Source organism: Citrobacter youngae (assembly GCF_003818115.1).
Lineage (GTDB): Bacteria > Pseudomonadota > Gammaproteobacteria > Enterobacterales > Enterobacteriaceae > Citrobacter > Citrobacter youngae.
In genome coordinates this window covers 1-26,299 of sequence record NZ_RPOI01000023.1, presented here as the reverse complement: position 1 = coordinate 26,299, position 26,299 = coordinate 1, and the positions used below count along the sequence as shown (strand labels likewise).

General features: G+C 51.2%; 26 protein-coding genes. 8 read left to right on the top strand and 18 right to left on the bottom strand.

Annotated features, from left to right (window positions below; genetic code table 11):
• Positions 1-68: 68 nt before the first annotated feature.
• The 13 genes from EHN13_RS18645 to asnC all read right to left on the bottom strand — a co-directional run bounded on the left by EHN13_RS18645 (position 69) and on the right by asnC (position 11,553).
• Positions 69-488, bottom strand: a complete 420-nt coding sequence (locus tag EHN13_RS18645; protein ID WP_005121460.1) for a F0F1 ATP synthase subunit epsilon — start codon at positions 486-488, stop codon at positions 69-71.
• 20 nt (positions 489-508) lie between these two features.
• Positions 509-1,891, bottom strand: coding sequence for a F0F1 ATP synthase subunit beta (gene atpD, locus EHN13_RS18640; protein WP_003023806.1), 1,383 nt, complete (start codon positions 1,889-1,891; stop codon positions 509-511).
• A 26-nt stretch (positions 1,892-1,917) separates the two neighbouring features.
• Positions 1,918-2,781: a F0F1 ATP synthase subunit gamma gene (atpG, locus tag EHN13_RS18635; RefSeq protein ID WP_005121458.1), complete on the bottom strand. Its 864-nt coding sequence runs from the start codon at positions 2,779-2,781 to the stop codon at positions 1,918-1,920.
• A gap of 50 nt (positions 2,782-2,831) precedes the next feature.
• The gene (gene atpA / locus EHN13_RS18630) at positions 2,832-4,373 is read right to left on the bottom strand and encodes a F0F1 ATP synthase subunit alpha (RefSeq protein WP_003827026.1); all 1,542 of its coding nucleotides are present in this window, start codon (positions 4,371-4,373) and stop codon (positions 2,832-2,834) included.
• Positions 4,374-4,385: 12 nt separating this feature from the next.
• Entirely contained in the window at positions 4,386-4,919 is a 534-nt protein-coding gene (atpH, locus tag EHN13_RS18625; protein WP_048213786.1) for a F0F1 ATP synthase subunit delta, read from the bottom strand.
• Between the two features lie 14 nt (positions 4,920-4,933).
• The gene (gene atpF, locus EHN13_RS18620) at positions 4,934-5,404 is read right to left on the bottom strand and encodes a F0F1 ATP synthase subunit B (protein WP_040232304.1); all 471 of its coding nucleotides are present in this window, start codon (positions 5,402-5,404) and stop codon (positions 4,934-4,936) included.
• A 59-nt stretch (positions 5,405-5,463) separates the two neighbouring features.
• On the bottom strand, positions 5,464-5,703 hold the full coding sequence (gene atpE / locus EHN13_RS18615; RefSeq protein WP_000429386.1) for a F0F1 ATP synthase subunit C: 240 nt from the start codon (positions 5,701-5,703) through the stop codon (positions 5,464-5,466).
• A gap of 46 nt (positions 5,704-5,749) precedes the next feature.
• On the bottom strand, positions 5,750-6,565 hold the full coding sequence (gene atpB / locus EHN13_RS18610; protein ID WP_005121454.1) for a F0F1 ATP synthase subunit A: 816 nt from the start codon (positions 6,563-6,565) through the stop codon (positions 5,750-5,752).
• 8 nt (positions 6,566-6,573) lie between these two features.
• Complete coding sequence (atpI, locus tag EHN13_RS18605) at positions 6,574-6,954, bottom strand: F0F1 ATP synthase subunit I (RefSeq protein ID WP_124021881.1); 381 nt, start codon at positions 6,952-6,954, stop codon at positions 6,574-6,576.
• A 614-nt stretch (positions 6,955-7,568) separates the two neighbouring features.
• Positions 7,569-8,192 carry a 16S rRNA (guanine(527)-N(7))-methyltransferase RsmG gene (gene rsmG, locus EHN13_RS18600; RefSeq protein WP_048213788.1) on the bottom strand — a complete coding sequence of 208 codons (624 nt, stop codon included), beginning with the start codon at positions 8,190-8,192 and terminating at the stop codon, positions 7,569-7,571.
• A gap of 102 nt (positions 8,193-8,294) precedes the next feature.
• Positions 8,295-10,184, bottom strand: a complete 1,890-nt coding sequence (gene mnmG, locus EHN13_RS18595) for a tRNA uridine-5-carboxymethylaminomethyl(34) synthesis enzyme MnmG (protein WP_061066899.1) — start codon at positions 10,182-10,184, stop codon at positions 8,295-8,297.
• A 372-nt stretch (positions 10,185-10,556) separates the two neighbouring features.
• The gene (gene mioC / locus EHN13_RS18585) at positions 10,557-11,006 is read right to left on the bottom strand and encodes an FMN-binding protein MioC (RefSeq protein ID WP_048213790.1); all 450 of its coding nucleotides are present in this window, start codon (positions 11,004-11,006) and stop codon (positions 10,557-10,559) included.
• Positions 11,007-11,094: 88 nt separating this feature from the next.
• Complete coding sequence (gene asnC / locus EHN13_RS18580) at positions 11,095-11,553, bottom strand: transcriptional regulator AsnC (protein ID WP_003023780.1); 459 nt, start codon at positions 11,551-11,553, stop codon at positions 11,095-11,097.
• 151 nt (positions 11,554-11,704) lie between these two features.
• Here asnC and asnA point away from each other — a divergent pair, with 151 nt between their 5' ends.
• Positions 11,705-12,697: an aspartate--ammonia ligase gene (gene asnA, locus EHN13_RS18575; protein WP_005121446.1), complete on the top strand. Its 993-nt coding sequence runs from the start codon at positions 11,705-11,707 to the stop codon at positions 12,695-12,697.
• A gap of 3 nt (positions 12,698-12,700) precedes the next feature.
• Here asnA and viaA read toward each other — a convergent pair whose 3' ends face one another.
• Together viaA and ravA are read right to left on the bottom strand one after the other, a co-directional pair.
• On the bottom strand, positions 12,701-14,152 hold the full coding sequence (gene viaA / locus EHN13_RS18570) for an ATPase RavA stimulator ViaA (protein WP_048213791.1): 1,452 nt from the start codon (positions 14,150-14,152) through the stop codon (positions 12,701-12,703).
• Positions 14,146-15,642, bottom strand: a complete 1,497-nt coding sequence (gene ravA / locus EHN13_RS18565; RefSeq protein WP_124021880.1) for an ATPase RavA — start codon at positions 15,640-15,642, stop codon at positions 14,146-14,148. The genes viaA and ravA overlap by 7 nt, the downstream gene beginning before the upstream one ends.
• Positions 15,643-15,973: 331 nt before the next feature.
• Here ravA and kup point away from each other — a divergent pair, with 331 nt between their 5' ends.
• From kup to rbsR, 7 genes are all read left to right on the top strand, one after another.
• Positions 15,974-17,842 carry a low affinity potassium transporter Kup gene (kup, locus tag EHN13_RS18560; RefSeq protein WP_124021879.1) on the top strand — a complete coding sequence of 623 codons (1,869 nt, stop codon included), beginning with the start codon at positions 15,974-15,976 and terminating at the stop codon, positions 17,840-17,842.
• A 192-nt stretch (positions 17,843-18,034) separates the two neighbouring features.
• Positions 18,035-18,454 (top strand): D-ribose pyranase, encoded by a 420-nt coding sequence (gene rbsD / locus EHN13_RS18555; protein ID WP_003023766.1) that lies wholly within the window; start codon positions 18,035-18,037, stop codon positions 18,452-18,454.
• Between the two features lie 7 nt (positions 18,455-18,461).
• Positions 18,462-19,967 carry a ribose ABC transporter ATP-binding protein RbsA gene (rbsA, locus tag EHN13_RS18550; protein ID WP_003023764.1) on the top strand — a complete coding sequence of 502 codons (1,506 nt, stop codon included), beginning with the start codon at positions 18,462-18,464 and terminating at the stop codon, positions 19,965-19,967.
• A 5-nt stretch (positions 19,968-19,972) separates the two neighbouring features.
• Positions 19,973-20,938 carry a ribose ABC transporter permease gene (rbsC, locus tag EHN13_RS18545; protein WP_003826999.1) on the top strand — a complete coding sequence of 322 codons (966 nt, stop codon included), beginning with the start codon at positions 19,973-19,975 and terminating at the stop codon, positions 20,936-20,938.
• Between the two features lie 24 nt (positions 20,939-20,962).
• Positions 20,963-21,853: a ribose ABC transporter substrate-binding protein RbsB gene (gene rbsB, locus EHN13_RS18540; RefSeq protein ID WP_003023760.1), complete on the top strand. Its 891-nt coding sequence runs from the start codon at positions 20,963-20,965 to the stop codon at positions 21,851-21,853.
• A gap of 141 nt (positions 21,854-21,994) precedes the next feature.
• Entirely contained in the window at positions 21,995-22,924 is a 930-nt protein-coding gene (gene rbsK / locus EHN13_RS18535; protein WP_115601252.1) for a ribokinase, read from the top strand.
• 3 nt (positions 22,925-22,927) lie between these two features.
• Positions 22,928-23,920 carry a ribose operon transcriptional repressor RbsR gene (gene rbsR, locus EHN13_RS18530; RefSeq protein WP_101742139.1) on the top strand — a complete coding sequence of 331 codons (993 nt, stop codon included), beginning with the start codon at positions 22,928-22,930 and terminating at the stop codon, positions 23,918-23,920.
• On the opposite strand, the gene mdtD is transcribed toward rbsR, so the two are convergent.
• The 3 genes from mdtD to EHN13_RS24155 all read right to left on the bottom strand — a co-directional run.
• On the bottom strand, positions 23,886-25,313 hold the full coding sequence (mdtD, locus tag EHN13_RS18525) for a multidrug transporter subunit MdtD (RefSeq protein ID WP_101742140.1): 1,428 nt from the start codon (positions 25,311-25,313) through the stop codon (positions 23,886-23,888). The genes rbsR and mdtD overlap by 35 nt on opposite strands.
• 3 nt (positions 25,314-25,316) lie before the next feature.
• The gene (locus EHN13_RS18520; RefSeq protein WP_048213796.1) at positions 25,317-26,021 is read right to left on the bottom strand and encodes a FadR/GntR family transcriptional regulator; all 705 of its coding nucleotides are present in this window, start codon (positions 26,019-26,021) and stop codon (positions 25,317-25,319) included.
• 31 nt (positions 26,022-26,052) lie between these two features.
• A partial coding sequence (locus tag EHN13_RS24155; protein WP_211339287.1) for a hypothetical protein occupies positions 26,053-26,299 on the bottom strand: 247 nt, incomplete at its 5' end.

Genomic DNA, 26,299 nt, shown 5'->3' with positions numbered 1-26,299 from the left:
TTTTATGCAACAAAACAAAAAAAGCCAGCCTGGAAACCAGACTGGCTTTTGTGCTTTTCAAGCCGGTGTTACATCGCTTTTTTGGTCAACTCGATAACGCGCAGTTTCGCGATCGCTTTGGCCAGTTCCGCAGATGCCTGAGCGTAATCCACGTCACCATGAGAGCTCTTAATATGCTCTTCAGCCTTACGTTTCGCTTCCAGGGCTCTCGCTTCATCGAGATCCTGCCCGCGAATCGCGGTATCAGCCAGTACGGTCACGTTGCCAGGCTGCACTTCAAGAATGCCGCCGGACAGATAGATAAACTCTTCATGACCGAACTGTTTAACGATGCGGATCATACCAGGCTTAATGGCGGTGAGTAGCGGTGCGTGACCCGGGAAAATACCCAGTTCACCTTCACTACCCGTTACCTGGATTTTTTCGACCAGACCAGAGAACATTTGTTGCTCTGCGCTGACGACGTCCAGGTGGTAAGTCATTGCCATATCACCCTCCGATTAAGGCGTTAAAGTTTTTTGGCTTTTTCTACGGCTTCGTCGATAGAACCAACCATGTAGAACGCCTGCTCTGGCAGGTGGTCGTATTCGCCTTCCATGATGCCTTTAAAGCCACGGATGGTGTCTTTCAGGGAAACGTATTTGCCCGGAGAACCGGTGAATACTTCCGCAACGAAGAACGGCTGGGACAGGAAGCGCTGAATTTTACGCGCACGTGCTACCACCAGTTTATCTTCTTCAGACAGTTCATCCATACCCAGGATGGCGATGATGTCTTTCAGTTCCTGATAACGCTGCAGCAGGGACTGTACGCCACGCGCGGTGTCGTAGTGTTCCTGACCAACAACCAGCGGATCCAGCTGACGGCTGGTGGAGTCCAGCGGGTCAACTGCCGGGTAGATACCCAGAGATGCGATCTGACGGCTCAGTACCACGGTTGCATCTAAGTGAGCAAAGGTGGTTGCTGGGGATGGGTCAGTCAAGTCATCCGCAGGTACGTATACCGCCTGAACGGAGGTGATAGAACCGGTTTTGGTAGAAGTGATACGTTCCTGCAGAACACCCATCTCTTCCGCCAGGGTCGGCTGGTAACCTACCGCTGATGGCATACGACCCAGCAGTGCGGATACTTCCGTACCGGCCAGGGTATAACGATAGATGTTATCGACGAACAGCAGTACGTCACGACCTTCGTCACGGAATTTCTCAGCCATGGTCAGACCGGTCAGCGCAACGCGCAGACGGTTTCCCGGCGGCTCGTTCATCTGGCCATAAACCAGGGATACTTTATCCAGAACGTTGGAATCGGTCATTTCGTGGTAGAAGTCGTTACCCTCACGAGTACGTTCACCTACACCCGCAAACACAGAGTAACCGGAGTGCTCGATCGCGATGTTACGAATAAGCTCCATCATGTTTACGGTTTTACCTACACCCGCACCACCGAACAGACCAACTTTACCGCCCTTAGCGAACGGACACATCAGGTCGATAACTTTGATGCCGGTTTCCAGCAGTTCCTGAGAGCTGGACAGCTCTTCATAGGAAGGTGCTGCGCGGTGAATAGCCCAACGCTCTTCTTCTCCGATATCGCCTTTCATGTCGATCGGGTGACCCAGAACGTTCATGATACGACCCAGCGTTGCTTTACCTACCGGGACTTCGATCGGGTGCTCGAGGTCTTTAACTTCCAGACCACGACGCAGACCGTCGGAAGAACCCATGGCGATGGTACGTACGATACCGCCGCCGAGCTGCTGCTGAACTTCCAGCACCAGGCTCTCTTTACCATTCATAACCTCAAGAGCATCGTACACGCGCGGTACGGCATCCTGAGGGAATTCGACGTCAACCACGGCGCCGATTACCTGGACAATTTTTCCAGTAGCCATCTTGAATCCTCTACGAATTAACCTGGTTATACCGCGGATGCACCACCGACGATTTCGGTGAGTTCCTGAGTAATGCTGGCCTGACGAGCTTTGTTGTATACCAACTGCAGCTCTTTAATCAGGCTGCCGCCATTGTCGGTCGCGGCTTTCATCGCCACCATACGTGCGGCCTGCTCGCTGGCCAGGTTTTCTACCACGCCCTGATAAACCTGAGATTCAACGTAACGACGCAGCAGGGTATCCAGCAGCGGTTTCGGGTCTGGTTCATACAGGTAATCCCAGGCTTTTTGTTTTAACTCTTCATCTTCTGAAGCCGGTAAAGGCAGCAGTTGAGTGAGAGTAGGAACCTGAGACATGGTGTTAATAAATTTGTTGCTGACAACGTACAGTCTGTCCAGACGACCTTCATCGTAGGCCTGCAGCATCACTTTAACCGGGCCGATCAGTTCGGACAGGGAAGGGTTATCCCCCATACCGGTTACCTGAGCAACCACGTTACCGCCTACGGAATTAAAGAAAGACACGCCCTTAGAGCCGATCATTGCGATGTCGCACTGAACGCCTTTATCGGACCATGTTTTCATATCCGCCAGCAGCTTTTTGAACAGGTTAATGTTCAAGCCACCGCACAGACCACGGTCGGTCGACACCACCAGGTAGCCCACGCGCTTAACGTCGCGTTCTTCCAGGTAAGGGTGCTTATATTCCAGATTACCATTCGCAAGGTGACCAATCACTTTGCGCATGGTCTCTGCATAAGGACGGCTGGCCGCCATGCGATCCTGCGATTTACGCATTTTGGAAGCGGCGACCATCTCCATCGCTTTAGTGATCTTCTGCGTGTTCTGGACGCTTGCGATCTTACTACGTATCTCTTTTGCGCCGGCCATGAGCTTCTCCTCAATGCCTTGCGGTCCGCCCTAAGACAGACCGCCAGACGTTACCAGGACTGGGTTGCTTTGAAGGAATCGAGGATAGCTTTCAGCTTGCCTTCGATTTCATCGTTATAGCCACCGGACTGGTTAATCTCTTGCATCAGCGGAGCGTGATCACGGTCAACGTAAGCCAGCAAAGCGGCTTCGAAGCTACCGATTTTCGCCAGTTCCACATCTTCGAGGTAACCGCGTTCAGCCGCAAACAGCACCACGCCCTGCTGTGCAACAGACATTGGGGCATACTGTTTCTGCTTCAGCAGTTCAGTTACTTTCTGACCGTGGCTCAGCTGCTTACGCGTAGCTTCGTCAAGGTCGGAAGCGAACTGAGAAAACGCTGCCAGTTCACGATACTGTGCCAGCGCGGTACGGATACCACCGGACAGTTTCTTGATGATCTTGGTCTGCGCTGCGCCACCTACACGGGATACGGAGATACCCGGGTTAACTGCCGGACGAATACCGGAGTTGAACAGGTTGGTTTCCAGGAAGATCTGACCATCGGTAATGGAAATTACGTTGGTCGGAACGAACGCGGAAACGTCACCCGCCTGGGTTTCGATAATCGGCAGAGCGGTCAGGGAGCCAGTTTTACCTTTAACTTCACCATTGGTGAATTTCTCAACGTATTCCGCGTTAACGCGGGAAGCACGTTCAAGCAGACGGGAGTGGAGGTAAAATACGTCGCCCGGGAATGCTTCACGTCCTGGTGGACGACGGAGCAGCAGGGAAACCTGACGGTAAGCAACAGCCTGTTTGGACAGGTCATCATAAACGATCAGTGCATCTTCACCGCGGTCACGGAAGTATTCGCCCATTGCGCAACCAGCATAAGGTGCCAGATATTGCAGTGCAGCAGATTCAGACGCGGTCGCCACAACAACGATGGTGTTGGACAGTGCGCCGTGTTCTTCCAGTTTACGAACCACGTTAGAAATGGTGGACGCTTTCTGGCCGATAGCCACGTACACACATTTGATGCCGGAGTCACGCTGGTTGATGATGGCATCGATTGCCATCGCGGTTTTACCGGTCTGACGGTCACCGATGATCAACTCACGCTGACCACGACCGATTGGGATCATGGCATCAACGGATTTATAACCGGTCTGTACCGGCTGATCTACGGACTGACGTTCGATTACGCCTGGTGCGATAACTTCGATTGGCGAGAAGCCATCGTTATCAACCGGACCTTTACCGTCAATTGGGGAACCCAGAGTGTTCACCACACGACCCAGCAGGCCACGGCCAACCGGAACTTCCAGAATACGACCCGTACACTTAACCTTCATGCCTTCGGCGAGGTCAGCGTATGGACCCATCACAACTGCACCTACGGAGTCGCGCTCCAGGTTCAGTGCGATAGCATAACGGTTACCCGGCAGAGAGATCATTTCCCCCTGCATACAGTCAGCAAGACCGTGGATGCGGATAACACCGTCACTTACAGAAACAATAGTACCTTCGTTGTGAGCTTCACTCACAACACTGAACTGAGCAATGCGCTGCTTGATCAGTTCGCTGATTTCGGTGGAATTCAGTTGCATGCTCCAGTCCCCTTAAGACTGCAAGACGTCTGCAAGGCGCTCAAGACGGCCGCGTACGCTGCCATCAATGACCATATCACCCGCACGGATGATTACGCCTGCCATTACAGACTTATCGATTTTGCAATTCAGCTTAACTTTGCGTGACAGACGTTTTTCCATCGCTGCACTAATCTTCGTAAGCTGTTCATCACTCAGTGCATTGGCAGAAGTGACTTCTACCTCAGAGATAGCCTCACTGGCTGCACGCAGGTGAATAAACTGCTCAAGAACATCCGGGAGCGCATTAAGACGGTTATTTTCAGCCATTACCTTAATCAGGTTCTGGCCATTTTCGTCCAACTGCTCACCGCAGATTGCGATAAACGACTCAGCGAGCGTTTCCGGCGCCAGCGCGCCAGAGAGAAGCTCTGCCATTTGTTCGTTCTTCGTCACCTCAGCGGCAAACGTCAGCATATCCTGCCAACGGTCAACGCTTTGGTGCTCAACGGCAAAGTCAAAAGCTGCTTTGGCGTAGGGGCGAGCTACCGTAATAAATTCAGACATCAGCCCCTCCCTCCTTACAGTTCAGCGACAAGTTTGTCCACGATGTCGCTGTTAGCAGCTTCATCCACGGAACGTTCGATGATCTTCTCGGCGCCAGCAACAGCCAGGACAGCAACTTGCTTACGCAGCTCTTCGCGAGCACGTTTACGCTCGGCGTCAATTTCCGCCTGCGCTTGTGCCACGATTTTAGTACGTTCCTGCTCTGCTTCAGTTTTAGCTTCGTCCAGGATCTGAGCACGGCGTTTGTTTGCCTGCTCGATAATTACCTGAGCTTCCGCCTTCGCTTTTTTCAGCTGGTCAGTCGCGCTGGCCTTTGCAAGGTCAAGATCCTTATGTGCTCGTTCAGCAGAAGCAAGACCGTCAGCAATTTCTTTTTGACGTTTTTCGATGGCTGCCATTAATGGCGGCCATACGTACTTCATGCAGAACAGAACAAACAGGACAAACGCGATGGCCTGGCCGAGGATTGTTGCGTTAAGATTCACAGCACAATGCCTCTATCTAGTTAACGTTCTGATATTGCTCTTAATTCAAGCAACGCTTACTACGCGACAGCGAACATCACGTACAGACCCAGACCTACAGCGATCATCGGGATAGCATCCACCAGACCCATAACGATAAAGAACTGAGTACGCAGCAGAGGAATCAGATCAGGTTGACGCGCTGCGCCTTCCAGGAATTTACCCCCGAGGATGCCGATACCGATCGCAGCACCGATTGCCGCCAGACCCATCATCACAGCGGCAGCCATGTACAGCAGATCCATATTCAGGTTTTCCATGACAGTCTCCAGTTTGTTTCAGTTAAAACGTAGTAGTGTTGGTAAATTAATGCTCTTCAGACGCCATCGACAGATAGACAATCGTCAGAACCATGAAGATGAAGGCTTGCAGCGTGATAATCAGTATGTGGAAAATGGCCCACGGCACATTCAGAATCCACTGTGACCACCACGGCAACAGACCAGCAATCAGAATGAAAATCAGCTCACCAGCGTACATGTTGCCGAACAGTCGCAGACCAAGAGAAACTGGTTTGGACAGTAGGCTTACCCCTTCAAGGATTAAGTTGACAGGAATGAACGCCCAGTGATTGAACGGCTGCAGCGTCAACTCTTTCGCGAAGCCGCCGATGCCTTTCATTTTGATGCTGTAGAACAGAATCAGGATAAACACGCCCAGCGCCATCGACAGGGTGATGTTTACGTCCGCAGACGGAACCACGCGCAGCGCCGGCAGGCCCAGTATATGCTCAGCAATATACGGCAGCAGGTCGATTGGCAGTAAATCCATCAGGTTCATCAGGAAGACCCAAACGAAGATCGTCAGGGCAAGCGGTGCGATAACCTTGCTTTTGCCATGGTACATGTCTTTGACACTGCCATGAACAAAGCCGATTACCAACTCAATCGCGGTCTGAAATTTCCCTGGTACGCCGCTGGTTGCCTTTTTAGCAACGCTACGGAACATAAGCAGGAACAACAGACCCAGCACCACCGAGAAGAACATGGAGTCAATATTGAGCGTCCAGAAGGTGGCTGGGGGGTTATGCGGATCTACCAGCGAGAAAGTACGCAGGTCCAACTGAAGGTTATTCAGATGGTGCCCTATGTATTCCTGCGGCGTCATATTTTCAGAAGCCATGATGCCTTTTACCCTTTGTTGTTAATTACAGCCGGTGCCAGTATCTGAACCACCAGCACCAAAACCCACGTAACGATCAGCGGTAAGAACACCGCCTTCAAAACCGCCAACGCCACCACAAGCAAAACCAGCATAGCTAACACCTTGAAGGCTTCGCCGAAAGCGAACGTCCAGGCCACTCGGCCCTTTGCTGGTGTATGTGCCTGGTGACGCCAGGCAAATATCATAAACAACATATTAGGCAGTAACACTGCCAATCCCCCGCACAATGCGGAGACGCCCCAGAAAGGGTCTTTGAGGCTAAACAGCAATCCACTTGCTATTACCGCCAGAAGCTGTGTGAGCAAAAGCTTACGAGCAACGTTTCGACTCAAGAGCGACATAGACATCACGTTTTTACTCCTGCTCCCTTCGAGGTATGCCGCGTGTCGTATAAAACGTTCTTTATGGCTTAGAGTCAAGCATCAAAAAGCGGTCAAATTATACGGTGCGGCTTCGTGATTTCAAACAATAAGTAGCTAAAAAGTGAATAAATGTTTAAATATTTTTCTCCAGGCCACATTTATTACTTTTCGGCAAACTGTGAACGATCATGCAAAACTGCAAAAGCCGCGTAAACACTGGCTGCAAAGCGTGCACCAGATCACATATTAAGCATATTCGCCCCTGCACTATTTATTTACTTGGCAAATGATGCCATTTCAACTTTTTGATATTTAAGTCTAAAATCCGTTACTGTTTTAAAAATAGCGAATAACAACAAAAAAACCACCCATTGACATTTATAATAAAAAATTAACACAAGCGGTGATTCTTTGATTCTATTTTTAGCAGGCTGATATTTTCACAGTTGACTTGTTTCACTTTTAACAAAAAACGGTACGTTATAGTTATGATGCAAAACCGTAAGACATTAGTGAAATGTAACGACATTTAACCACACTATTCCCTATGACTTTTAACACCTGAAGAGCCGTTTTTTTTCTATTTTTTTTGATAAAAATTAAATTTTGTTTGGCTTAATAACCACCAAATGACGCTCACCATCCAGTTGTGGAACCCGTAATTTTACAACTGATTCGACGCTGAACGCCGCAGGCAATGTGGCGATCTCATCTTCCGGTAATTGCCCTTTTAAAGCATAAAAACGCCCGTTTTGACCAGGTAAATGGTGGCACCAGCTCAGCATGTCGTTAAGAGACGCAAAAGCACGACTTATCACGCCATCAAAAGGCGGCTCGGAAGGGAATTCTTCTACCCTGCTTTGCACTGGAGTGATGTTATCCAGTTTAAGTTCATGTTGTACCTGACGCAGAAAACGTACGCGTTTTCCCAGACTATCCAGCAGAGTAAAATGCGCCTCAGGACGCACGATAGAAAGAGGAATTCCTGGTAAGCCCGGTCCCGTGCCGACATCAATAAAACGCTCGCCTTGCAGATGGGGGGCGACAACAATGCTGTCCAGAATATGGCGCACCAGCATTTCGTTGGGATCCCGCACCGATGTCAGGTTGTACGCTTTATTCCATTTATGCAGCATATCGACATACGCAATCAGCTGATTTTTCTGGTGATCGGTAAGAGAAATACCAGCATCAGCCAGCAGACGAGAGAGTTTGTTGAGCACGGTCGTTACCTGTTAATAATCAATGACCCGATACGCTATAGCTTATCGGGTCGACAAATTTGCAGGGCGGGCAAGCGAAACGCCCCCGCCCAAATAGTGTGATTAAGCGCTACGGCGCAGCATACCTTGTTTTTTCAGCCAAACCAGCAGAATGGAGATGGCGGCAGGCGTGACACCTGAAATGCGCGATGCCTGGCCGATTGATACCGGTTTGTGATCGTTCAGCTTGGCAATAACTTCATTCGACAAACCGGAAACCTGACGATAATCCAGAGTCGCAGGCAGCAACGTATTCTCGTTACGCTGTTGTCTTTCGATTTCATCCTGCTGACGGGCAATATAACCTTCGTACTTAACCTGAATTTCAACCTGTTCAGCCGCCTGAGGATCATCAAGCGCGGGTGCAAATACAGACAATGACGTCAGCTGTGCATAGGTCATGTCCGGACGACGCAGCAGATCTTCACCACTGGCCTCGCGTGACAGAGGTGTCGCAAGGTGAGCATTCACTTCTGCTGCAGATTCGGCAAGCGGGTTCACCCAGGTAGATTTCAGACGCTGGCGTTCTTGTTCGATGCGTTCCAGTTTTTCATTGAAGCGCGCCCAGCGTTCATCCCCCACCAGACCCAGTTCACGACCAATTTCGGTCAGACGGAGATCGGCGTTATCTTCGCGCAGCATCAAACGGTATTCTGCACGCGAAGTAAACATGCGGTACGGTTCTTTGGTGCCCAGCGTACACAGGTCATCCACCAGCACACCAAGATAGGCCTGAGAACGCGCAGGTGCCCACCCCTCTTTGTCAGCGGACAAGCGTGCGGCGTTCAGACCCGCCAGCAAACCTTGCGCAGCGGCTTCTTCGTAACCGGTTGTACCGTTAATCTGACCAGCAAAGAACAGACCTTGAATGAACTTACTTTCCAGGGTTGGCTTCAGATCGCGTGGATCGAAGAAATCATATTCAATAGCATAGCCAGGACGGACAATTTTGGCATTTTCCATCCCCTGCATGGAGCGGACAATTTGCATCTGCACGTCAAACGGCAGGCTGGTGGAAATACCGTTCGGGTAAATTTCGTTAGACGTCAGTCCTTCCGGTTCAAGGAAGATCTGGTGCTGGTTACGATCGGCAAAGCGCATCACTTTGTCTTCGATCGACGGGCAGTAACGTGGGCCGATACCTTCGATCACGCCAGCATACATCGGGCTACGATCGAGGTTATTACGGATCACATCATGGGTTTTCTCGTTAGTATGCGTGATGTAGCACGGCATCTGGCGCGGATGTTGAGATACATCGCCCAGGAACGAAAAGACCGGCATTGGGTTATCGCTGTTTTGCTGGCCAAGTACGCTGAAATCGATGGTACGCGCATCTATACGCGGCGGTGTGCCGGTTTTCAGACGGCTAACGCGTAGCGGTAGCTCACGCAGGCGACGTGACAGTGGGATAGACGGCGGATCGCCAGCACGGCCACCGCTGTAGTTGTCCAGACCAATGTGAATTTTCCCGTCGAGGAAAGTCCCTACGGTTAATACAACCGCTTTGGCACGGAACTTCAGACCCATTTGGGTCACTGCGCCCACGACACGATCGTTTTCAACAATCAGATCTTCAACCGCTTGCTGGAAGATCATCAGATTCGGCTGGTTCTCCAACGCAGTACGTACAGCCTGACGATAGAGCACGCGATCCGCCTGAGCACGGGTGGCGCGAACTGCCGGGCCTTTGCTGGCGTTTAGTATTCTAAACTGGATACCAGCATGGTCAATTGCGGTTGCCATCAGGCCGCCAAGTGCATCCACTTCTTTTACCAGGTGTCCCTTCCCAATGCCGCCAATCGCCGGGTTACAGCTCATCTGTCCCAGAGTGTCGATATTGTGTGTCAACAGCAGGGTCTGTTGACCCATTCGCGCCGCGGCCATTGCAGCCTCGGTGCCTGCATGACCCCCGCCAATGATGATGACGTCAAAAGGATCCTGATAAAACATGGTAATTGCCTCGCATAACGCGGTGTGAAAATGGATTGAAGCCCGGGCCGTGGATTCTACTCAACTTTAGTCGATGGAGAAAGACCTCGGATCCTGGGTATTAAAAAGAAGATCTTTTTATTTAGAGATCTGTTTTATTGTGATCTCTTATTAGGATCGCAACTATCTGTGGATAAGGGCGATCCTTTGAATAAGATCAACGGGTTGTTGAGGATCATTAGCTGTGAATGATCGGTGATCCTGGTCCGTATAAGCTGGGATCAGAATGAAGGGTTATACACAACTCAAAAACTGAACAACAGTTATTCTTTGGATAACTACCGGTTGATCCAAGCTTTTAACCAGAGTTATCCACATAAAAAAGTACGATCTTTACAAATCTCTGAGCAATGGATGCCAGGATCCCAGCCAAATCTCTGCCGGATCTTCCGGAATCTCATGTTCCAGTACGTTGATCCTGAGCGTTTCACCGATCTGTTTCGCCCCGCAGGCCTTCAGTTCAGCTTCCAGCTTGTCAATCGCACCGCAGAACGTGTCATATTCGCGGCTACCAATGCCGATGGCACCAAAGCGTACCTGCGAAAGATCCGGTTTCTGCTCACGCAATGCGTCATATAAAGGTTGCAGGTTATCCGGAATGTCTCCCGCACCGTGCGTTGAGCTGATAACCAGCCAAACCCCTTGAGTCGGAACCTCGTCGAGCATCGGTCCATGCAGTATTTCGCTGGAAAAACCGGCGTCATCCAGCTTTTCTGCCAGATGTTCTGCTACATATTCCGCACTGCCAAGCGTGCTGCCGCTGATAAGAGTGATATCTGCCATTGATCGCTACCTCGATGAAGAGGCAGCATTGTACGCTGTGAGCGAGTTGGGATCTACCTGTGGAAAAATAGGGGATTAAAAAAAGCGATCAGGGCTTGATGGTACGCATGATAGGGTTCTGCAAGACGATCAAGGTTTCAGTGGACTGAATTTCATCAATTGTTTGGATCTTGTTGATAAGTACCTGTTGCAGGGCATCGATAGATTTACACATTACCTTAATAAAGATGCTGTAGTGCCCGGTGGTGTAATACGCCTCGGTCACTTCATCGAGACTTTCCAGTCTGGCCAGCGCTGACGGATAGTCTTTTGCACTTTTCAGGATAATGCCGATAAAGCAGCCGACGTCATAGCCCAGTTGTTTTGGACTGACATCAATTCGCGCACCGGTAATAATCCCAGCCTGCTTCATCTTTTCTACACGAACGTGAATTGTCCCCGGGCTGACGCCGAACTGTTTAGCTAATTCAGCGTAGGCGGTACGGGCATTTTCCATCAGGGCGTCAAGAATGCCGCGGTCCAGATTGTCGATCTGATAATTTTCCATAGGTTTTTCTTATGTAGATTAATGATTCACTCTATTTTAGACGTTATTTTTAACGAATCAAAATTGAAGTCGGCTTTTTGTTTGTGGATTATTGAATATTACCTCCATTCTGTTGCTTAATCATAGGCAACAGGACACAGGAGTACACATAATGAAAACCGCTTACATTGCCAAACAACGTCAAATTAGCTTCGTAAAATCTCATTTTTCTCGCCAGCTGGAAGAGCGTTTAGGTCTGATCGAAGTTCAGGCACCGATCCTCAGCCGCGTAGGAGATGGCACGCAGGATAACTTGTCCGGCTGTGAAAAAGCGGTGCAGGTGAAGGTTAAAGCATTGCCGGACGCTCAATTCGAAGTGGTTCATTCCCTGGCGAAGTGGAAGCGTCAAACGTTAGGACAACACGACTTTAGCGCAGGCGAAGGGCTGTACACGCACATGAAGGCCCTGCGTCCCGATGAAGATCGCCTCTCCCCGCTGCACTCAGTGTATGTTGATCAGTGGGACTGGGAGCGCGTGATGGGCGACGGTGAGCGTCAATTTTCCACTCTGAAAAGCACGGTAGAGGCTATCTGGGCGGGAATTAAGGCCACCGAAGCTGCGGTAAGCAAAGAATTTGGTCTGGCACCGTTCCTGCCAGAGCAGATCCACTTTGTGCATAGCCAGGAGCTGTTATCTCGTTATCCGGATCTTGACGCAAAAGGTCGTGAACGTGCGATTGCAAAAGAGCTGGGCGCGGTGTTCCTGGTCGGGATCGGCGGCAAACTTAGTGACGGCCACCGTCATGACGTTCGTGCTCCGGATTATGATGACTGGAGTTCAGCGTCCGAACTGGGTCATGCCGGTTTGAACGGTGATATTCTGGTCTGGAACCCGGTACTGGAAGATGCGTTTGAACTGTCTTCTATGGGGATCCGCGTGGATGCCGATGCGCTGAAACACCAGCTTGCTCTGACCGGTGATGAAGATCGCCTGAGTCTGGAGTGGCACCAGGCACTGCTGCGCGGTGAAATGCCGCAGACCATTGGTGGCGGTATTGGGCAGTCACGCCTGACGATGCTGCTGCTGCAGTTGCCGCACATTGGCCAGGTTCAGTGCGGTGTGTGGCCTGCACAGGTCCGTGAAAGCGTCGCATCTCTGCTGTAAAAATTAACGCCGCCAGCGTCTGAGCAGGCGGCTTCGCATCCCGGTATCAAAGCGCCAGATATGATCGAAAATGCGCATGATGCCGGGTTTGCCATGTGCTGACATCGCCACAGCATGAAAACGATGCTGGTGCACTCGCTGCAATTCCCCCACTTTATTGACAACTTCATCAGGTAATCGCTGAGCGATAAAATCTGAGATCACCACCGCATCGGCATCAAACCATTCCCGACCCTGCATGCGTTCAATAATGGCGCGAAAACAGCTGGCGATATCTGTACCGCCGCGAAAGCGCTGACTTAAAAAACGGATCGCCTGTTCGATGCCCTCCGGACCGGAAAGCTCATAGCGCACCACTTCTGTTGAAAACAGCATAATGAAACAGCGCCGGTTATCGGCAAGGGCGACGCGCATTAGCGCAAGGCAAAAGGCTTTCGCACACTGCTCATTAAATCCGCCCATCGAACCCGAGGTATCGACACAGACAATAAAGGGCCCACGAGGCTGCTCGTCAAAATCCTGGTGGATAACCGGCCGCTCCGTGACTTTCTCGCGCCAGGCTTCTCCATGCAGGCGGTATGTCAGGAGCTGCTTTTCCACCAGCCGCCGATAGAACTCATATTCCAGTTCGGTAATACCCAACGTGGCCAGTTCGGGGGGAAGTAAACGCAGGATATCATCGCTTTGTTGAATGCCATCCACCTGCTCCGGGACGGTTGCCGGTTCGCGCACCAGGGTACGGAAGGTTTCCATTGGCGCATCTTTACGCGGCACGGATTTCGCCTCTCTGGAACGACCTAACTGCTCGGCCAGGCGCTGGAGTTCGGGTTGTTGCGTCAGAAATTCACCGTATTTCACCATTAGCTGATAATCACCGCGCTTGATTTGACCTGCGCTCATGTCCCACAAACGACCCGCTGCGTTGTCATTTTCCGCCAGCACAGGTTCCAGTTGGCCACTGAGCGTCATCCGTTCCTGCACTTCACTGAGCAACTGTTCGCGTTCTTCTTCCAGTAGCTGCTGATTAAGCGTGGTGGTTTGCACCACCAGGCTCAGGCGCCAGCGCTGGAGAAAGAGTGTATGCAGTGCAGGCGTAAAAGTACTGTTGTCATCAACCAGTTGCTGCGCTTGCCCAGCCCATGGCGAGTGGAGTCGGTGCAGGAGCGCTAAGATTTGCGGTAGCTGGACGATAAACTGCGGAGTGGAGAGGAGCTGACTTTGCTGATAGCACATGACCTCTTCTGTGAGCTCCGGCGGTACGTGGGTATCTTTGAGGCGGTTACGTAACGCTTCGCGCCAGCGGGGAACATCGTCAGTAATCGCTTTTTTTAGCCGGGGAAATTTTTTGAAAAAGACCGCCATCTGCGGGGAAGCCAGCAGTGCGATGATCATCTCTTCAATCATCCCCTCTTCGCCGACCGCCAGCATGATATTTAGCGTATCAAGGGTCAGCATTGTTGTGCCTGTCGGATCTGTGTACCGACGTCCTGCAGGCTGGCTTCAATGCGGCCTAACCAGTCACTATGAATAAACAGACATTTTTGCTGTTCACTAAATTCGCTGTGCTGCTGGTGCCATTCGTTGTCGAGCGCTTCAAGTTGCTGCTTTATCTCACTGGGCATGCTTTCTTCTGATGCGCCGGTTAGTGCCAGGCGAGAACCTTGCAAACTGACGTCGCGCACGACCAGGTGCTGAGCGCTGTCGACTTCCATATTCAGCGTCTGGGCAAATCCGATACCGTTTAATTTTCCGCGGATCTCACCGCCTTTAGTCAGCCACTGCTCCAGAGCGCCGCGTTCAAAGGCAATATGGATAACCTCCATATCGTGCAGTTTTAGGGGTTTTTGCAGTAGCAGCGTCAGTACGGAAGTGTTGGCTTCCGGCGGTAAATCATAATGAGGACGGCGGCTGAACATTCCACCCTGACGAATTACCGTGAAGGCCGTTTTATCACTTTGCTGCTGCTGTAGCTGGATGCGACGCTGCATTATTGCCCCAAGGCGAGTCAACATTGCCTGCTGCTGCCAGGCGTGCCCGGTCATCAATATTTCGATTTGTTGCTGCATCAGATTCAGGCTTTGCGCGTCATACCACAGGCAATCTTTCAGCAGAATAAGGTCGATAGGCGCAACGGCATCGCGCCCGCTAAAGAAGGCGCTGGCCTGGAGTAAGCGGATTGCTTTTTTCCAGCGACGGTCAGATACGTAGGGGGCGTTCGGTAGCGCATCCAGTTGCTGGCGCAGGGTGAAAATCAATTCAAATACACGATCGGGAAGCGTGATTTTGCCAATGTCTTTTTGCCACTGGTAGTACTCTTCATCGGTCACTTGTAACGTTGTTGGAACGGGGTTGTCACTTTCATCCTGCTGGCTTAACAGCATGGACCGGAAGTTGGCCTTGTCCTGTACTTTATCCAGCCACAGGCGAATCAGCATACGGTCGTACAATGCTTCCAGGCTGCTGTCTGCTTCAGGTAGTTCGTTGGAGGCCGCGACCAGCAGGCGCATCGGGATTTTCTCCTCGTGTGCGCCGTTGCGGAAGTGGCGTTCGTTAATGGCGGTTAGCAGGGTGTTGAGAATGGCCGGGCCTGCTTTCCAGATTTCATCGAGAAAAACAATTTCGGCTTCAGGAAGATAGCCTGCTGTTAAGCGCTCATATCGACCTTCGTCTTTAAGCGCCTGAATAGATAGCGGGCCAAAGACCTCTTCAGGTGTCGAGAAGCGCGTCATCAGATATTCGAAAGCACGGGCATTTTTAAAGGCAAACTTCAGTCGGCGAGCGATTAAGCTTTTCGCTATCCCTGGAGGGCCTAATAAGAAGACGCTCTCGCCGCTGAGCGCGGCCAGCAGACAAAGGCGAATGGCGTGACTACGTTCATAAAGTCCCTTTTCCAGCGCATTGCTCAGACGGGAAATTCTTTCCGCTAATAAATGTGGGTGAGCCATAATGAAGTGGCGTCCTTTCGCCAAATGTACCGCGTTAAACAGCGAGTATAGATGTTTCGCCCCTGGGCTGTAATAGACTGAAGGCGCGTTTATTTTTCTTTGAGCCAGATTAATCTGGTCTCATTTAGGGGTACGATTTTGCGATTAATCGTGCATACTGTGCGCCTTTTTGTGGGCCAAGGGACGACGCACACATTTCTTATATATACACCATATCAATCAAGCTGCACCAAGGCGGCAATGGAGTTATTCCCTGGGATGGGCGGAATAACGAATGCAGCCAACGCGGAGGTAGCTTGAACGATGATGTGTATAAACGAAAGACGAGTCTATGAGCACTGATAATAAGCAATCATTGTCTGCGATTACCCTCGCGGCCATTGGGGTTGTCTACGGTGATATTGGTACCAGCCCACTTTATACGCTTCGTGAATGTTTGTCCGGGCAGTTTGGTTTTGGCGTTGAACGTGATGCCGTGTTTGGTTTTCTCTCGCTGATTTTCTGGCTGCTGATTCTGGTTGTTTCCGTTAAGTATCTGTCATTTGTTATGCGTGCTGATAACGCCGGGGAAGGTGGGATCCTGACGTTGATGTCGTTGGCCGGGCGTAATACGTCGGCGCGAACGACCTCGATGCTGGTGATTATGGGATTGATTGGCGGCAGCTTTTTCTATGGCGAGGTGGTGATTACGCCAGCCATTTCGGTGATGTCGGCGATTGAAGGTCTGGAGATTATTGCTCCACAACTGGACACCTGGATTGTTCCTCTCTCTATTATCGTACTTACCCTGCTGTTTTTGATTCAAAAACACGGTACCGGCATGGTCGGTAAGCTGTTTGCGCCGATTATGCTGATATGGTTCCTGGTACTTGCCGTGCTGGGTGTACGCAGCATTATTGCAAATCCGGAAGTGTTGCATGCCCTAAATCCGTATTGGGCTGTTCATTTCTTCCTGGAATTCAAAACGCTGTCCTTTATTGCGCTGGGCGCGGTGGTGCTGTCGATTACCGGTGTTGAAGCGCTGTATGCGGATATGGGCCACTTCGGTAAGTTACCGATTCGCCTTGCATGGTTCTCCGTCGTATTACCTTCACTGGTACTGAACTATTTTGGTCAGGGGGCATTGCTGTTAAAGCATCCTGAAGCGATCAAAAACCCGTTCTTCCTGCTGGCACCGGACTGGGCGCTGATTCCGCTGCTGATCCTTGCCGCGCTGGCGACGGTAATCGCTTCGCAGGCGGTTATTTCCGGCGTATTCTCACTGACGCGCCAGGCTGTGCGTCTGGGGTATTTACCGCCGATGCGGATTATCCATACTTCAGAAATGGAATCGGGTCAGATCTATATTCCTTTCGTAAACTGGATGCTTTATTTCGCCGTGGTTATTGTGATCGTGAGCTTTGAGCACTCCAGTAATCTGGCTGCTGCGTACGGTATTGCGGTAACGGGAACGATGGTACTGACGTCCATTCTGTCGACGACCGTGGCGCGGCAAAACTGGCACTGGAATAAATACTTCGTCTTCCTGATCCTGGTTGCGTTCCTGTGCATCGATGTTCCGTTGTTCTCTGCAAACCTCGATAAGCTCGTTTCAGGCGGCTGGTTGCCGCTCTCGCTGGGTCTGGTGATGTTCACTATTATGACGACCTGGAAAAGCGAACGCTTCCGTCTGTTGCGTCGCATGCATGAGCACGGTAACTCTCTGGAGGCGATGATTGCGTCGCTGGAGAAATCCCCACCGGTGCGAGTGCCAGGAACGGCGGTGTATATGTCCCGTGCGTTGAACGTCATCCCGTTTGCGCTGCTGCATAACCTGAAACATAACAAGGTGCTGCATGAACGCGTTATTCTGCTGACGCTGCGTACGGAAGACGCGCCCTATGTACACAATGTACGTAGAGTGCAGATTGAGCAATTGTCGCCTACCTTCTGGCGCGTGGTGGCCAGCTACGGTTGGCGTGAAACGCCAAACGTTGAAGAAGTGTTCCACCGCTGCGGTCTGGAAGGCTTAAGCTGTCGGATGATGGAAACCTCCTTCTTCATGTCGCACGAGTCGTTGATTGTCGGCAAACGACCATGGTATCTGCGCCTGCGTGGCAAGCTGTATCTGCTGCTACAGCGCAATGCGCTGCGCGCGCCGGACCAGTTTGAAATCCCACCGAACCGGGTTATTGAACTCGGTACGCAGGTCGAGATTTAATGTTGTTAACGCCCTCTTTCATCGTGAAAGGGGGCGTTTTGTTTGACCCCTCTCAGTTTTCTTTTCATCTCATGATAATCCTTGCGAAACGTTTCGATGGTGATCACATTTTCGTAACGTCGCGGTGGTTTTCTGTCCACTCTTCGAACTACACTTATCTTCAGCGAAACGTTTCGCTAGTGGGGAAAGAAAATGAAGAAAGGCACGGTACTCAACTCTGAAATTTCATCGGTGATCTCCCGTCTGGGGCATACCGATACGCTGGTGGTGTGTGATGCAGGTTTACCCATCCCGAACAGCACAACGCGTATCGATATGGCATTAACCCAGGGCGTACCTTCTTTTATGCAGGTATTGGATGTGGTTACACGTGAAATGCAGGTCGAGGCGGCCATTCTCGCGTCGGAAATTAAACAACATAATCCGCAACTCCACGAAACGTTGCTCAGTCACATTGAGCAACTGCAACAACACCAGGGAAACACCATAGAAATTCGTTACACCACGCATGAACAATTCAAAAAACAAACCGCAGACAGTCAGGCGGTAATTCGCAGCGGAGAATGTTCTCCGTATGCGAATATCATTCTCTGTGCTGGCGTCACGTTCTGAGGCCATCATGAACGCATTACTGCAACTCAAAGGGATCGATAAAGCGTTCCCGGGCGTAAAAGCGCTATCCGGCGCCGCGCTGAATGTCTACCCAGGCCGCGTAATGGCGCTGGTGGGCGAAAACGGCGCGGGCAAATCCACCATGATGAAGGTGCTGACCGGAATCTACACCCGTGATGCCGGTTCCTTATTGTGGCTGGGTAAAGAGACCACCTTTAACGGCCCGAAATCCTCCCAGGAAGCCGGAATCGGTATCATCCACCAGGAGCTGAACCTGATCCCGCAACTCACTATTGCCGAGAACATTTTTCTCGGTCGCGAGTTTGTGAATCGCTTTGGCAAAATAGACTGGAAGAAGATGTACGCCGAAGCCGATCTGCTGCTCGCCAAACTCAATCTGCGCTTTAAAAGCGACAGGCTGGTCGGTGAGCTGTCGATAGGCGATCAGCAGATGGTTGAAATCGCCAAAGTGCTGAGCTTTGAATCGAAGGTCATCATTATGGATGAACCGACGGATGCCCTCACCGATACTGAAACCGAATCCCTGTTCCGCGTCATTCGCGAACTGAAATCCCAGGGGCGCGGCATTGTCTATATTTCTCACCGCATGAAAGAGATCTTCGAGATTTGCGATGACGTAACCGTCTTTCGCGACGGGCAGTTTATTGCCGAGCGTGAAGTCGCATCGCTTACCGAAGACTCGCTGATTGAAATGATGGTGGGACGTAAACTGGAAGATCAGTACCCGCGTCTGGAAAAAGCGCCGGGTGATATTCGCCTGAAAGTCGATAATTTGTGCGGCCCTGGCGTAAACGATGTGTCATTCACGCTGCGTAAAGGCGAAATCCTTGGCGTATCGGGGTTGATGGGTGCTGGGCGTACCGAGCTGATGAAGGTTTTGTACGGCGCATTGCCGCGCACCAGCGGCTACGTCACGCTTGATGGCCATGAAGTTGTCACCCGTTCGCCGCAGGATGGACTGGCTAATGGCATCGTCTATATTTCTGAAGACCGTAAACGCGATGGTTTAGTGCTCGGTATGTCGGTGAAAGAGAACATGTCACTGACCGCGCTGCGCTATTTCAGCCGTGCAGGCGGAAGCCTTAAACATAAAGATGAGCAGCAGGCGGTGGGTGATTTTATTCGCCTGTTCAATGTTAAAACGCCATCGATGGAACAGGCTATCGGCCTGCTCTCCGGCGGTAACCAGCAGAAAGTAGCGATTGCGCGCGGTCTGATGACCCGTCCAAAAGTGCTGATCCTTGATGAACCAACGCGCGGCGTTGACGTTGGGGCCAAGAAAGAAATCTATCAGCTTATCAACCAGTTTAAGGCTGATGGGCTGAGTATCATTCTGGTCTCTTCTGAGATGCCAGAAGTATTGGGCATGAGCGATCGAATTATCGTTATGCATGAAGGGCATCTCGGCGGTGAATTCACTCGCGAGCAGGCCACTCAGGAAGTATTAATGGCTGCCGCTGTGGGCAAGCTTAATCGCGTGAATCAGGAGTAAAAAAGATGACTACCCAGGCTGTTTCTGGTCGCCGTTATTTCACTAAAGCATGGCTTCTGGAGCAAAAGTCGCTCATCGCTCTGTTAGTGCTGATCGCGATTGTTTCCACCATGAGCCCCAACTTTTTTACCGTTAATAACCTGTTCAACATTCTCCAGCAAACGTCGGTGAACGCCATCATGGCGGTCGGCATGACTCTGGTCATCCTGACGTCGGGTATCGATCTGTCCGTCGGTTCCTTACTGGCGCTGACCGGCGCGGTTGCGGCTTCCATTGTAGGGATTGAAGTCAATGCGCTGGTGGCTGTTGCTGCTGCTCTGGCGCTCGGCGCTGCCATTGGCGCGGTAACCGGGGTGATTGTCGCGAAAGGTCGCGTGCAGGCGTTTATCGCGACCCTGGTGATGATGCTGCTGCTGCGCGGTGTGACCATGGTCTACACCAACGGCAGTCCGGTAAACACCGGTTTTACTGATAATGCCGATCTGTTTGGCTGGTTCGGGATTGGTCGTCCATTAGGCATCCCTACGCCGGTGTGGATTATGGGGATTGTTTTCCTCGCGGCGTGGTACATGCTGCACCACACGCGTCTGGGTCGTTATATCTATGCGCTGGGCGGTAACGAAGCGGCAACGCGTCTGTCCGGAATCAGCGTCAGTAAAATCAAAATTATCGTCTATTCACTCTGTGGGCTGCTGGCATCGCTGGCGGGCATCATTGAAGTCGCGCGTCTTTCCTCTGCGCAACCGACGGCAGGTACAGGCTATGAGCTGGATGCTATCGCCGCGGTGGTATTAGGTGGTACCAGCCTGGCGGGTGGTAAAGGACGCATTGTTGGGACGCTGATCGGCGCATTGATTCTTGGTTTCCTCAATAATGGTTTGAATTTGTTAGGTGTATCCTCCTATTACCAGATGATCGTCAAAGCGGTGGTGATTTTGCTGGCGGTACTGGTAGACAACAAAAAGCAGTAACAACGATTACAGGACATCTTAAATATGAACATGAAAAAACTGGCTACCCTGGTTTCTGCTGTTGCGCTGAGCGCCACCGTGAGCGCGAATGCGATGGCGAAAGATACCATTGCGCTGGTGGTCTCCACGCTTAATAACCCGTTCTTTGTCTCCCTGAAGGATGGGGCGCAAAAAGAGGCAGATAAGCTGGGTTACAACCTGGTGATTCTGGACTCGCAGAACAACCCGGCGAAAGAGCTGGCTAACGTTCAGGACTTAACGGTTCGCGGGACTAAAATCCTGCTGATCAACCCAACTGACTCCGATGCCGTGGGTAACGCCGTGAAGATGGCTAACCAGGCGAAGATTCCGGTTATCACCCTTGACCGCGTAGCGTCTAAAGGTGAAGTGGTAAGCCATATTGCGTCTGATAACGTGCTGGGCGGAAAAATTGCGGGTGATTACATCGCGAAAAAAGCCGGTGAAGGCGCGAAAGTTATCGAACTGCAGGGCATTGCCGGAACGTCTGCGGCGCGTGAGCGTGGCGAAGGTTTCCAGCAGGCTGTTGCGGCACACAAATTTAACGTACTGGCCAGCCAGCCGGCAGACTTCGACCGCACTAAAGGTCTGAACGTTATGCAGAACCTGCTGACCGCGCATCCTGACGTGCAGGCCGTATTTGCCCAGAACGATGAAATGGCGCTGGGTGCGCTGCGTGCGCTGCAAACGGCGGGTAAATCTGATGTGATGGTGGTTGGATTTGACGGCACTCCAGATGGCGAAAAAGCAGTAAATGATGGCAAACTGGCTGCGACTATTGCTCAGTTGCCGGATCAGATCGGCGCGAAAGGCGTTGAGACTGCGGATAAAGTCCTGAAAGGCGAGAAGGTTCAGGCTAAATATCCGGTTGACCTGAAGCTGGTTATCAAGCAGTAATACCGATTCAGGCCGCTCGCGACCTGATGGAGACATAAATACGCCATCCCTGGATCTTGTTCTGAGGATGAAAGCGTAAAAAGAAAAGCAGGGCACGCGCCACCCTAACCCGGTGGCGCACTTTGACTTGGAATACCTAACATGAAAACCGCAGGCAACCTCGTTGTTCTTGGCAGCATTAATGCCGATCACATCCTCAACCTTAACTCTTTCCCGACACCGGGTGAAACCGTAACCGGTAGTCAATATCAGGTGGCGTTTGGCGGTAAAGGCGCGAATCAGGCGGTTGCTGCAGGGCGTAGTGGCGCGAATATCGCGTTCATTGCCTGTACGGGTGATGACGATATTGGCGAAAGTGTTCGTAAACAGTTAGCTCGCGATAATATTGATATTGCCCCGATTAGCGTTATTTCGGGTGAATCGACCGGTGTGGCGCTGATTTTTGTGAATGCCGAAGGTGAGAACGTTATCGGTATTCATGCCGGCGCGAATGCTGCTCTTTCTCCGGCGTTGGTAGAAGCACAGCGTGACCGTATTGCTCAGGCGTCTGCGTTACTGATGCAATTAGAATCACCGATCGAAAGCGTACAGGCTGCGGCAAAGATTGCGCATCAGAATAAGACTCTGGTCGCCCTTAACCCAGCTCCGGCACGTGAACTATCCGACGAGCTGCTGGCGCTGGTGGATATTATTACCCCGAATGAAACCGAGGCTGAAAAGCTGACGGGGATCCGGGTAGAAAACGATGAAGATGCAGCTAAAGCGGCGCAGGCATTGCACGCGAAAGGGATCCATACTGTACTGATTACCTTAGGGAGTCGCGGTGTGTGGGCCAGTGTAAACGGTGAAGGTCAGCGAGTACCGGGTTTTAAAGTTGACGCGGTTGATACTATCGCTGCCGGAGATACCTTTAACGGTGCGTTAATCACAGCGTTACTGGAAGAGACTCCGCTATCGGAAGCCATCCGTTTTGCACATGCTGCCGCAGCGATTGCGGTCACACGTAAAGGTGCACAGCCTTCCGTTCCATGGCGTGAAGAAATCGAAGCGTTTTTAAGTCAACAGAGGTAACGCTTGGCTACAATGAAGGACGTTGCCCGCCTGGCGGGTGTTTCCACGTCGACGGTTTCTCACGTCATTAATAAAGATCGCTTTGTCAGTGAGGCGATCACTGACAAAGTTGATGCGGCAATCAAAGAGCTTAACTATGCGCCTTCCGCGTTGGCGCGTAGTCTCAAACTGAATCAGACCCGCACTATTGGCATGTTAATTACAGCCAGTACTAATCCCTTTTACTCTGAGCTGGTTCGTGGTGTTGAACGTAGCTGCTTTGAGCGCGGTTACAGCCTGGTGCTGTGCAACACCGAAGGTGACGAGCAGCGTATGAACCGTAATCTGGAAACGTTGATGCAAAAGCGGGTAGACGGCTTGCTGCTGCTCTGCACGGAAACACATCAGCCTTCCAGAGAAATCATGCAGCGTTACCCTTCTATACCGACCGTGATGATGGACTGGTCGCCTTTTGATGGTGAAAGCGATCTGATTCAGGATAACTCCCTGTTAGGTGGGGATTTAGCCACTCAACATCTGATCGAAAAAGGGTTTACGCGCATTGCCTGCATCACGGGCCCTCTGGATAAAACACCGGCGCGTCTGCGCCTGGAAGGGTATCGCGCGGCAATGAAGCGTGCAGGGCTGGCTATCCCGGATGGTTACGAGATCACCGGTGACTTCGAGTTTGGCGGTGGGTTTGAAGCTATGCAAACGCTGTTGTCGCATAAAGACCGCCCACAGGCTGTTTTTACCGGCAATGACGCGATGGCGGTTGGAGCATATCAGGCTTTATATCAGTCTGGATTGCGTATCCCACAGGATATAGCGGTAGTCGGTTATGATGATATAGAACTGGCGCGCTATATGACGCCGCCGCTGACAACTATTCACCAACCGAAAGATGAGTTGGGTGAACTGGCCATTGATGTGTTAATCCACCGTATGGCACAGCCCGAATTGCAGCAACAGCGCTTGCAGCTTACTCCTGTTCTGATGGAGCGGGGGTCGGTTTAGGCTTATGTCGATCTTTGATCAGATTGCGCCCATCTTTGGCTCTTAACAGCATAAACATCAGCGCCGATACGACGGTGATCGCGCCCATTGTAATAAAGGTATAGTGGAACTGTTCAACCGTATTGGTTCCTTCCATACCTTCGTAGATACGCAGAACCGCGGCACTAATGGCAACCCCTAAACTAATAGACAGCTGCTGCGTAACGGCTAAAACACTGTTTCCGCTGCTGGCATTCTCATCAGTTAAATCGGCCAGAGTAATGGTATTCATTGAGGTAAACTGGGTGGACATCGCCATACCTAAAATGAACAGTGGCAGAATTAGCATCCAGACCGGCATGGCGGGAGACTGCAAAGAGAACTGTGCAATCATCAGGCCGATAAACACTGTAATACCGACCAGCGTGGTCCGGTAGCCGAGTCGGCGCAGTACCTGCGTCACCATCGATTTCGCCAGAATTGAGCCCAGCGCTGTCGGAGCCATCATGCAACCGGCAATGAGTGCCGGGTATCCAAAGCCTACCTGCAGCATCAGTGGCATTAAGAAAGGTACGCATCCCGTTCCCAGGCGAGTAGCAAGGTTTCCGGCGATGCCAACAGAAAAGGTTCGCGTTTTAAAAATAGGAAGCGCAATCAACGGTGTCGGATGGAGACGCGCATGACGAATGTAGGCGAGCAGTAGCACAATGCTGGCGAGAATAATGCCAAGTGCGACCCAACTGGCAACAAGTTTCTCGCCAAACAGCTCAACACCGCTGGAAAACAGTACCAGGCTTAGACCAAAGAGAAAGAAACCGGTCATATCGAAGCCGCGGCGTGGTGTGGTGAAGTTCGGCATATATTTGCGGGCATAGAAGATACCGGCTATGCCGATGGGAATATTAATCAGGAAGATCCAGTGCCAACTGGCCCACGTTACCAGCACGCCACCCAGTACCGGACCTAAAATCGGTCCAACAAGACCGGGCATGGTCACGAAATTAAGTACGGGGAGCAGTTCGCTGCGCGGGTAAGCACGCAATAATGCCAGACGGGCAACAGGCATCATCATTGCGCCACCGATACCCTGTATCACGCGGAAAACCACCAGTTCACTTAATGAGCTGGAAAGTGCACAAGCCAACGATCCCAACGTAAACAGGCTAACGGCAATCATAAATACACGCCGGGTCCCGAATCTGTCAGCCAACCATCCACTCACCGGGATCAGCATAGCGACTGTCAGGGTATAGCTGATAATGGCTGATTGCATAGCAAGCGGGGAGCGGTTAAGACTATGTGCTATTGCGGGTAAGGCCGTGTTGAGGATAGTGGCATCTAATGCCTGCATAAAAAAGGCCATGGCGGCTATCCATGGCAATCCAGCCATACTGCGCGATTTCTTTTCTGACATAGATTATTTATCCGGGAGCTCGTTCGGTGCTATCAGCAATGCCTGACAGGCGGCAAAAGCGCGTTCGCCATCGCTATCTTCTATTGCATCGACAATGGCCTGGTGCAAATCCAGCTTGACCACATCGTTATAGGTAATCGACGTAAAGTAGGTCTGATAAACGGAATGGAACAATGATGCGAAGGATATCAGGAATGGATTCGCGCTCATTTCATAAATGTGCTCATGCCAGGCAATATCAACTTCAATCCAACGTTCGCGTCTGAAGTTTCTTTTCAGCTCGACCATCTCTTCCATTAATGTATTGAGATGGGCTTTCTGCTCTGCCGTACCAATCGTCGCCGCCAGTGAACAGGCTTGAGGCTCCAGGCTAATACGCATCACCAGAAAGTGTTTAATGACCTGTGGAAAATTATCTTCCGTCATCCACCAGGTGAGCAGCTCCTGATCGAGGAAGTTCCAGTTTGCCTGCGGCATAACGCGTGTACCAATACGTGGGCGCGGTAATACCATACCTTTAGCCGTTAATGTCTTAACTGCCTCTCTTACCGCAGTTCGGCTTACGCCAAACTGATCGCCCAGCTCAATTTCACCTGGCAGGATAGCGCCGGGTGCGTATTCACCTTTTAATATTCTCTGAGCCAGTTTTTCTGCCAGAACATAGGAAAGATTCTTTTGGGCAGCTATCTGTTGGGCATTTAAAGGCATGAATGTTCTTCCTTACGCTTTTTCTTATTCATTAGTATGCCATCAGGGAGTGTGATTGCGGCTGCAAAAACGGCAAATTGCTTATTTTATGGCATGTTAATGGTGGTTTTGGTGAAAAAATACGCATTCGGAAAGTTATTTTAAATTTCCCCTTGTCAGCCTGAAATAACTCCCTATAATGCGCCTCCACTGACACGGAACAACGGCACGCAAGCCGCCGGGTCAGCGGGGTTCCACTGAGAACTCCGGCGAAGAAGGCGAAATTAAATGCTTGACTT

Bases quoted from the DNA above. Each gene is read 5' to 3' on its own strand.
- EHN13_RS18645 (WP_005121460.1), bottom strand. From the start codon at position 488: ATGGCAATGACTTACCACCTGGACGTCGTCAGCGCAGAGCAACAAATG.
- atpD (WP_003023806.1), bottom strand. From the start codon at position 1,891: ATGGCTACTGGAAAAATTGTCCAGGTAATCGGCGCCGTGGTTGACGTC.
- atpG (WP_005121458.1), bottom strand. From the start codon at position 2,781: ATGGCCGGCGCAAAAGAGATACGTAGTAAGATCGCAAGCGTCCAGAAC.
- atpA (WP_003827026.1), bottom strand. From the start codon at position 4,373: ATGCAACTGAATTCCACCGAAATCAGCGAACTGATCAAGCAGCGCATT.
- atpH (WP_048213786.1), bottom strand. From the start codon at position 4,919: ATGTCTGAATTTATTACGGTAGCTCGCCCCTACGCCAAAGCAGCTTTT.
- atpE (WP_000429386.1), bottom strand. From the start codon at position 5,703: ATGGAAAACCTGAATATGGATCTGCTGTACATGGCTGCCGCTGTGATG.
- atpB (WP_005121454.1), bottom strand. From the start codon at position 6,565: ATGGCTTCTGAAAATATGACGCCGCAGGAATACATAGGGCACCATCTG.
- atpI (WP_124021881.1), bottom strand. From the start codon at position 6,954: ATGTCTATGTCGCTCTTGAGTCGAAACGTTGCTCGTAAGCTTTTGCTC.
- mnmG (WP_061066899.1), bottom strand. From the start codon at position 10,184: ATGTTTTATCAGGATCCTTTTGACGTCATCATCATTGGCGGGGGTCAT.
- mioC (WP_048213790.1), bottom strand. From the start codon at position 11,006: ATGGCAGATATCACTCTTATCAGCGGCAGCACGCTTGGCAGTGCGGAA.
- asnC (WP_003023780.1), bottom strand. From the start codon at position 11,553: ATGGAAAATTATCAGATCGACAATCTGGACCGCGGCATTCTTGACGCC.
- asnA (WP_005121446.1), top strand. From the start codon at position 11,705: ATGAAAACCGCTTACATTGCCAAACAACGTCAAATTAGCTTCGTAAAA.
- viaA (WP_048213791.1), bottom strand. From the start codon at position 14,152: ATGCTGACCCTTGATACGCTAAATATCATGCTGGCGGTCGGCGAAGAG.
- ravA (WP_124021880.1), bottom strand. From the start codon at position 15,642: ATGGCTCACCCACATTTATTAGCGGAAAGAATTTCCCGTCTGAGCAAT.
- kup (WP_124021879.1), top strand. From the start codon at position 15,974: ATGAGCACTGATAATAAGCAATCATTGTCTGCGATTACCCTCGCGGCC.
- rbsD (WP_003023766.1), top strand. From the start codon at position 18,035: ATGAAGAAAGGCACGGTACTCAACTCTGAAATTTCATCGGTGATCTCC.
- rbsA (WP_003023764.1), top strand. From the start codon at position 18,462: ATGAACGCATTACTGCAACTCAAAGGGATCGATAAAGCGTTCCCGGGC.
- rbsC (WP_003826999.1), top strand. From the start codon at position 19,973: ATGACTACCCAGGCTGTTTCTGGTCGCCGTTATTTCACTAAAGCATGG.
- rbsB (WP_003023760.1), top strand. From the start codon at position 20,963: ATGAACATGAAAAAACTGGCTACCCTGGTTTCTGCTGTTGCGCTGAGC.
- rbsK (WP_115601252.1), top strand. From the start codon at position 21,995: ATGAAAACCGCAGGCAACCTCGTTGTTCTTGGCAGCATTAATGCCGAT.
- mdtD (WP_101742140.1), bottom strand. From the start codon at position 25,313: ATGTCAGAAAAGAAATCGCGCAGTATGGCTGGATTGCCATGGATAGCC.
- EHN13_RS18520 (WP_048213796.1), bottom strand. From the start codon at position 26,021: ATGCCTTTAAATGCCCAACAGATAGCTGCCCAAAAGAATCTTTCCTAT.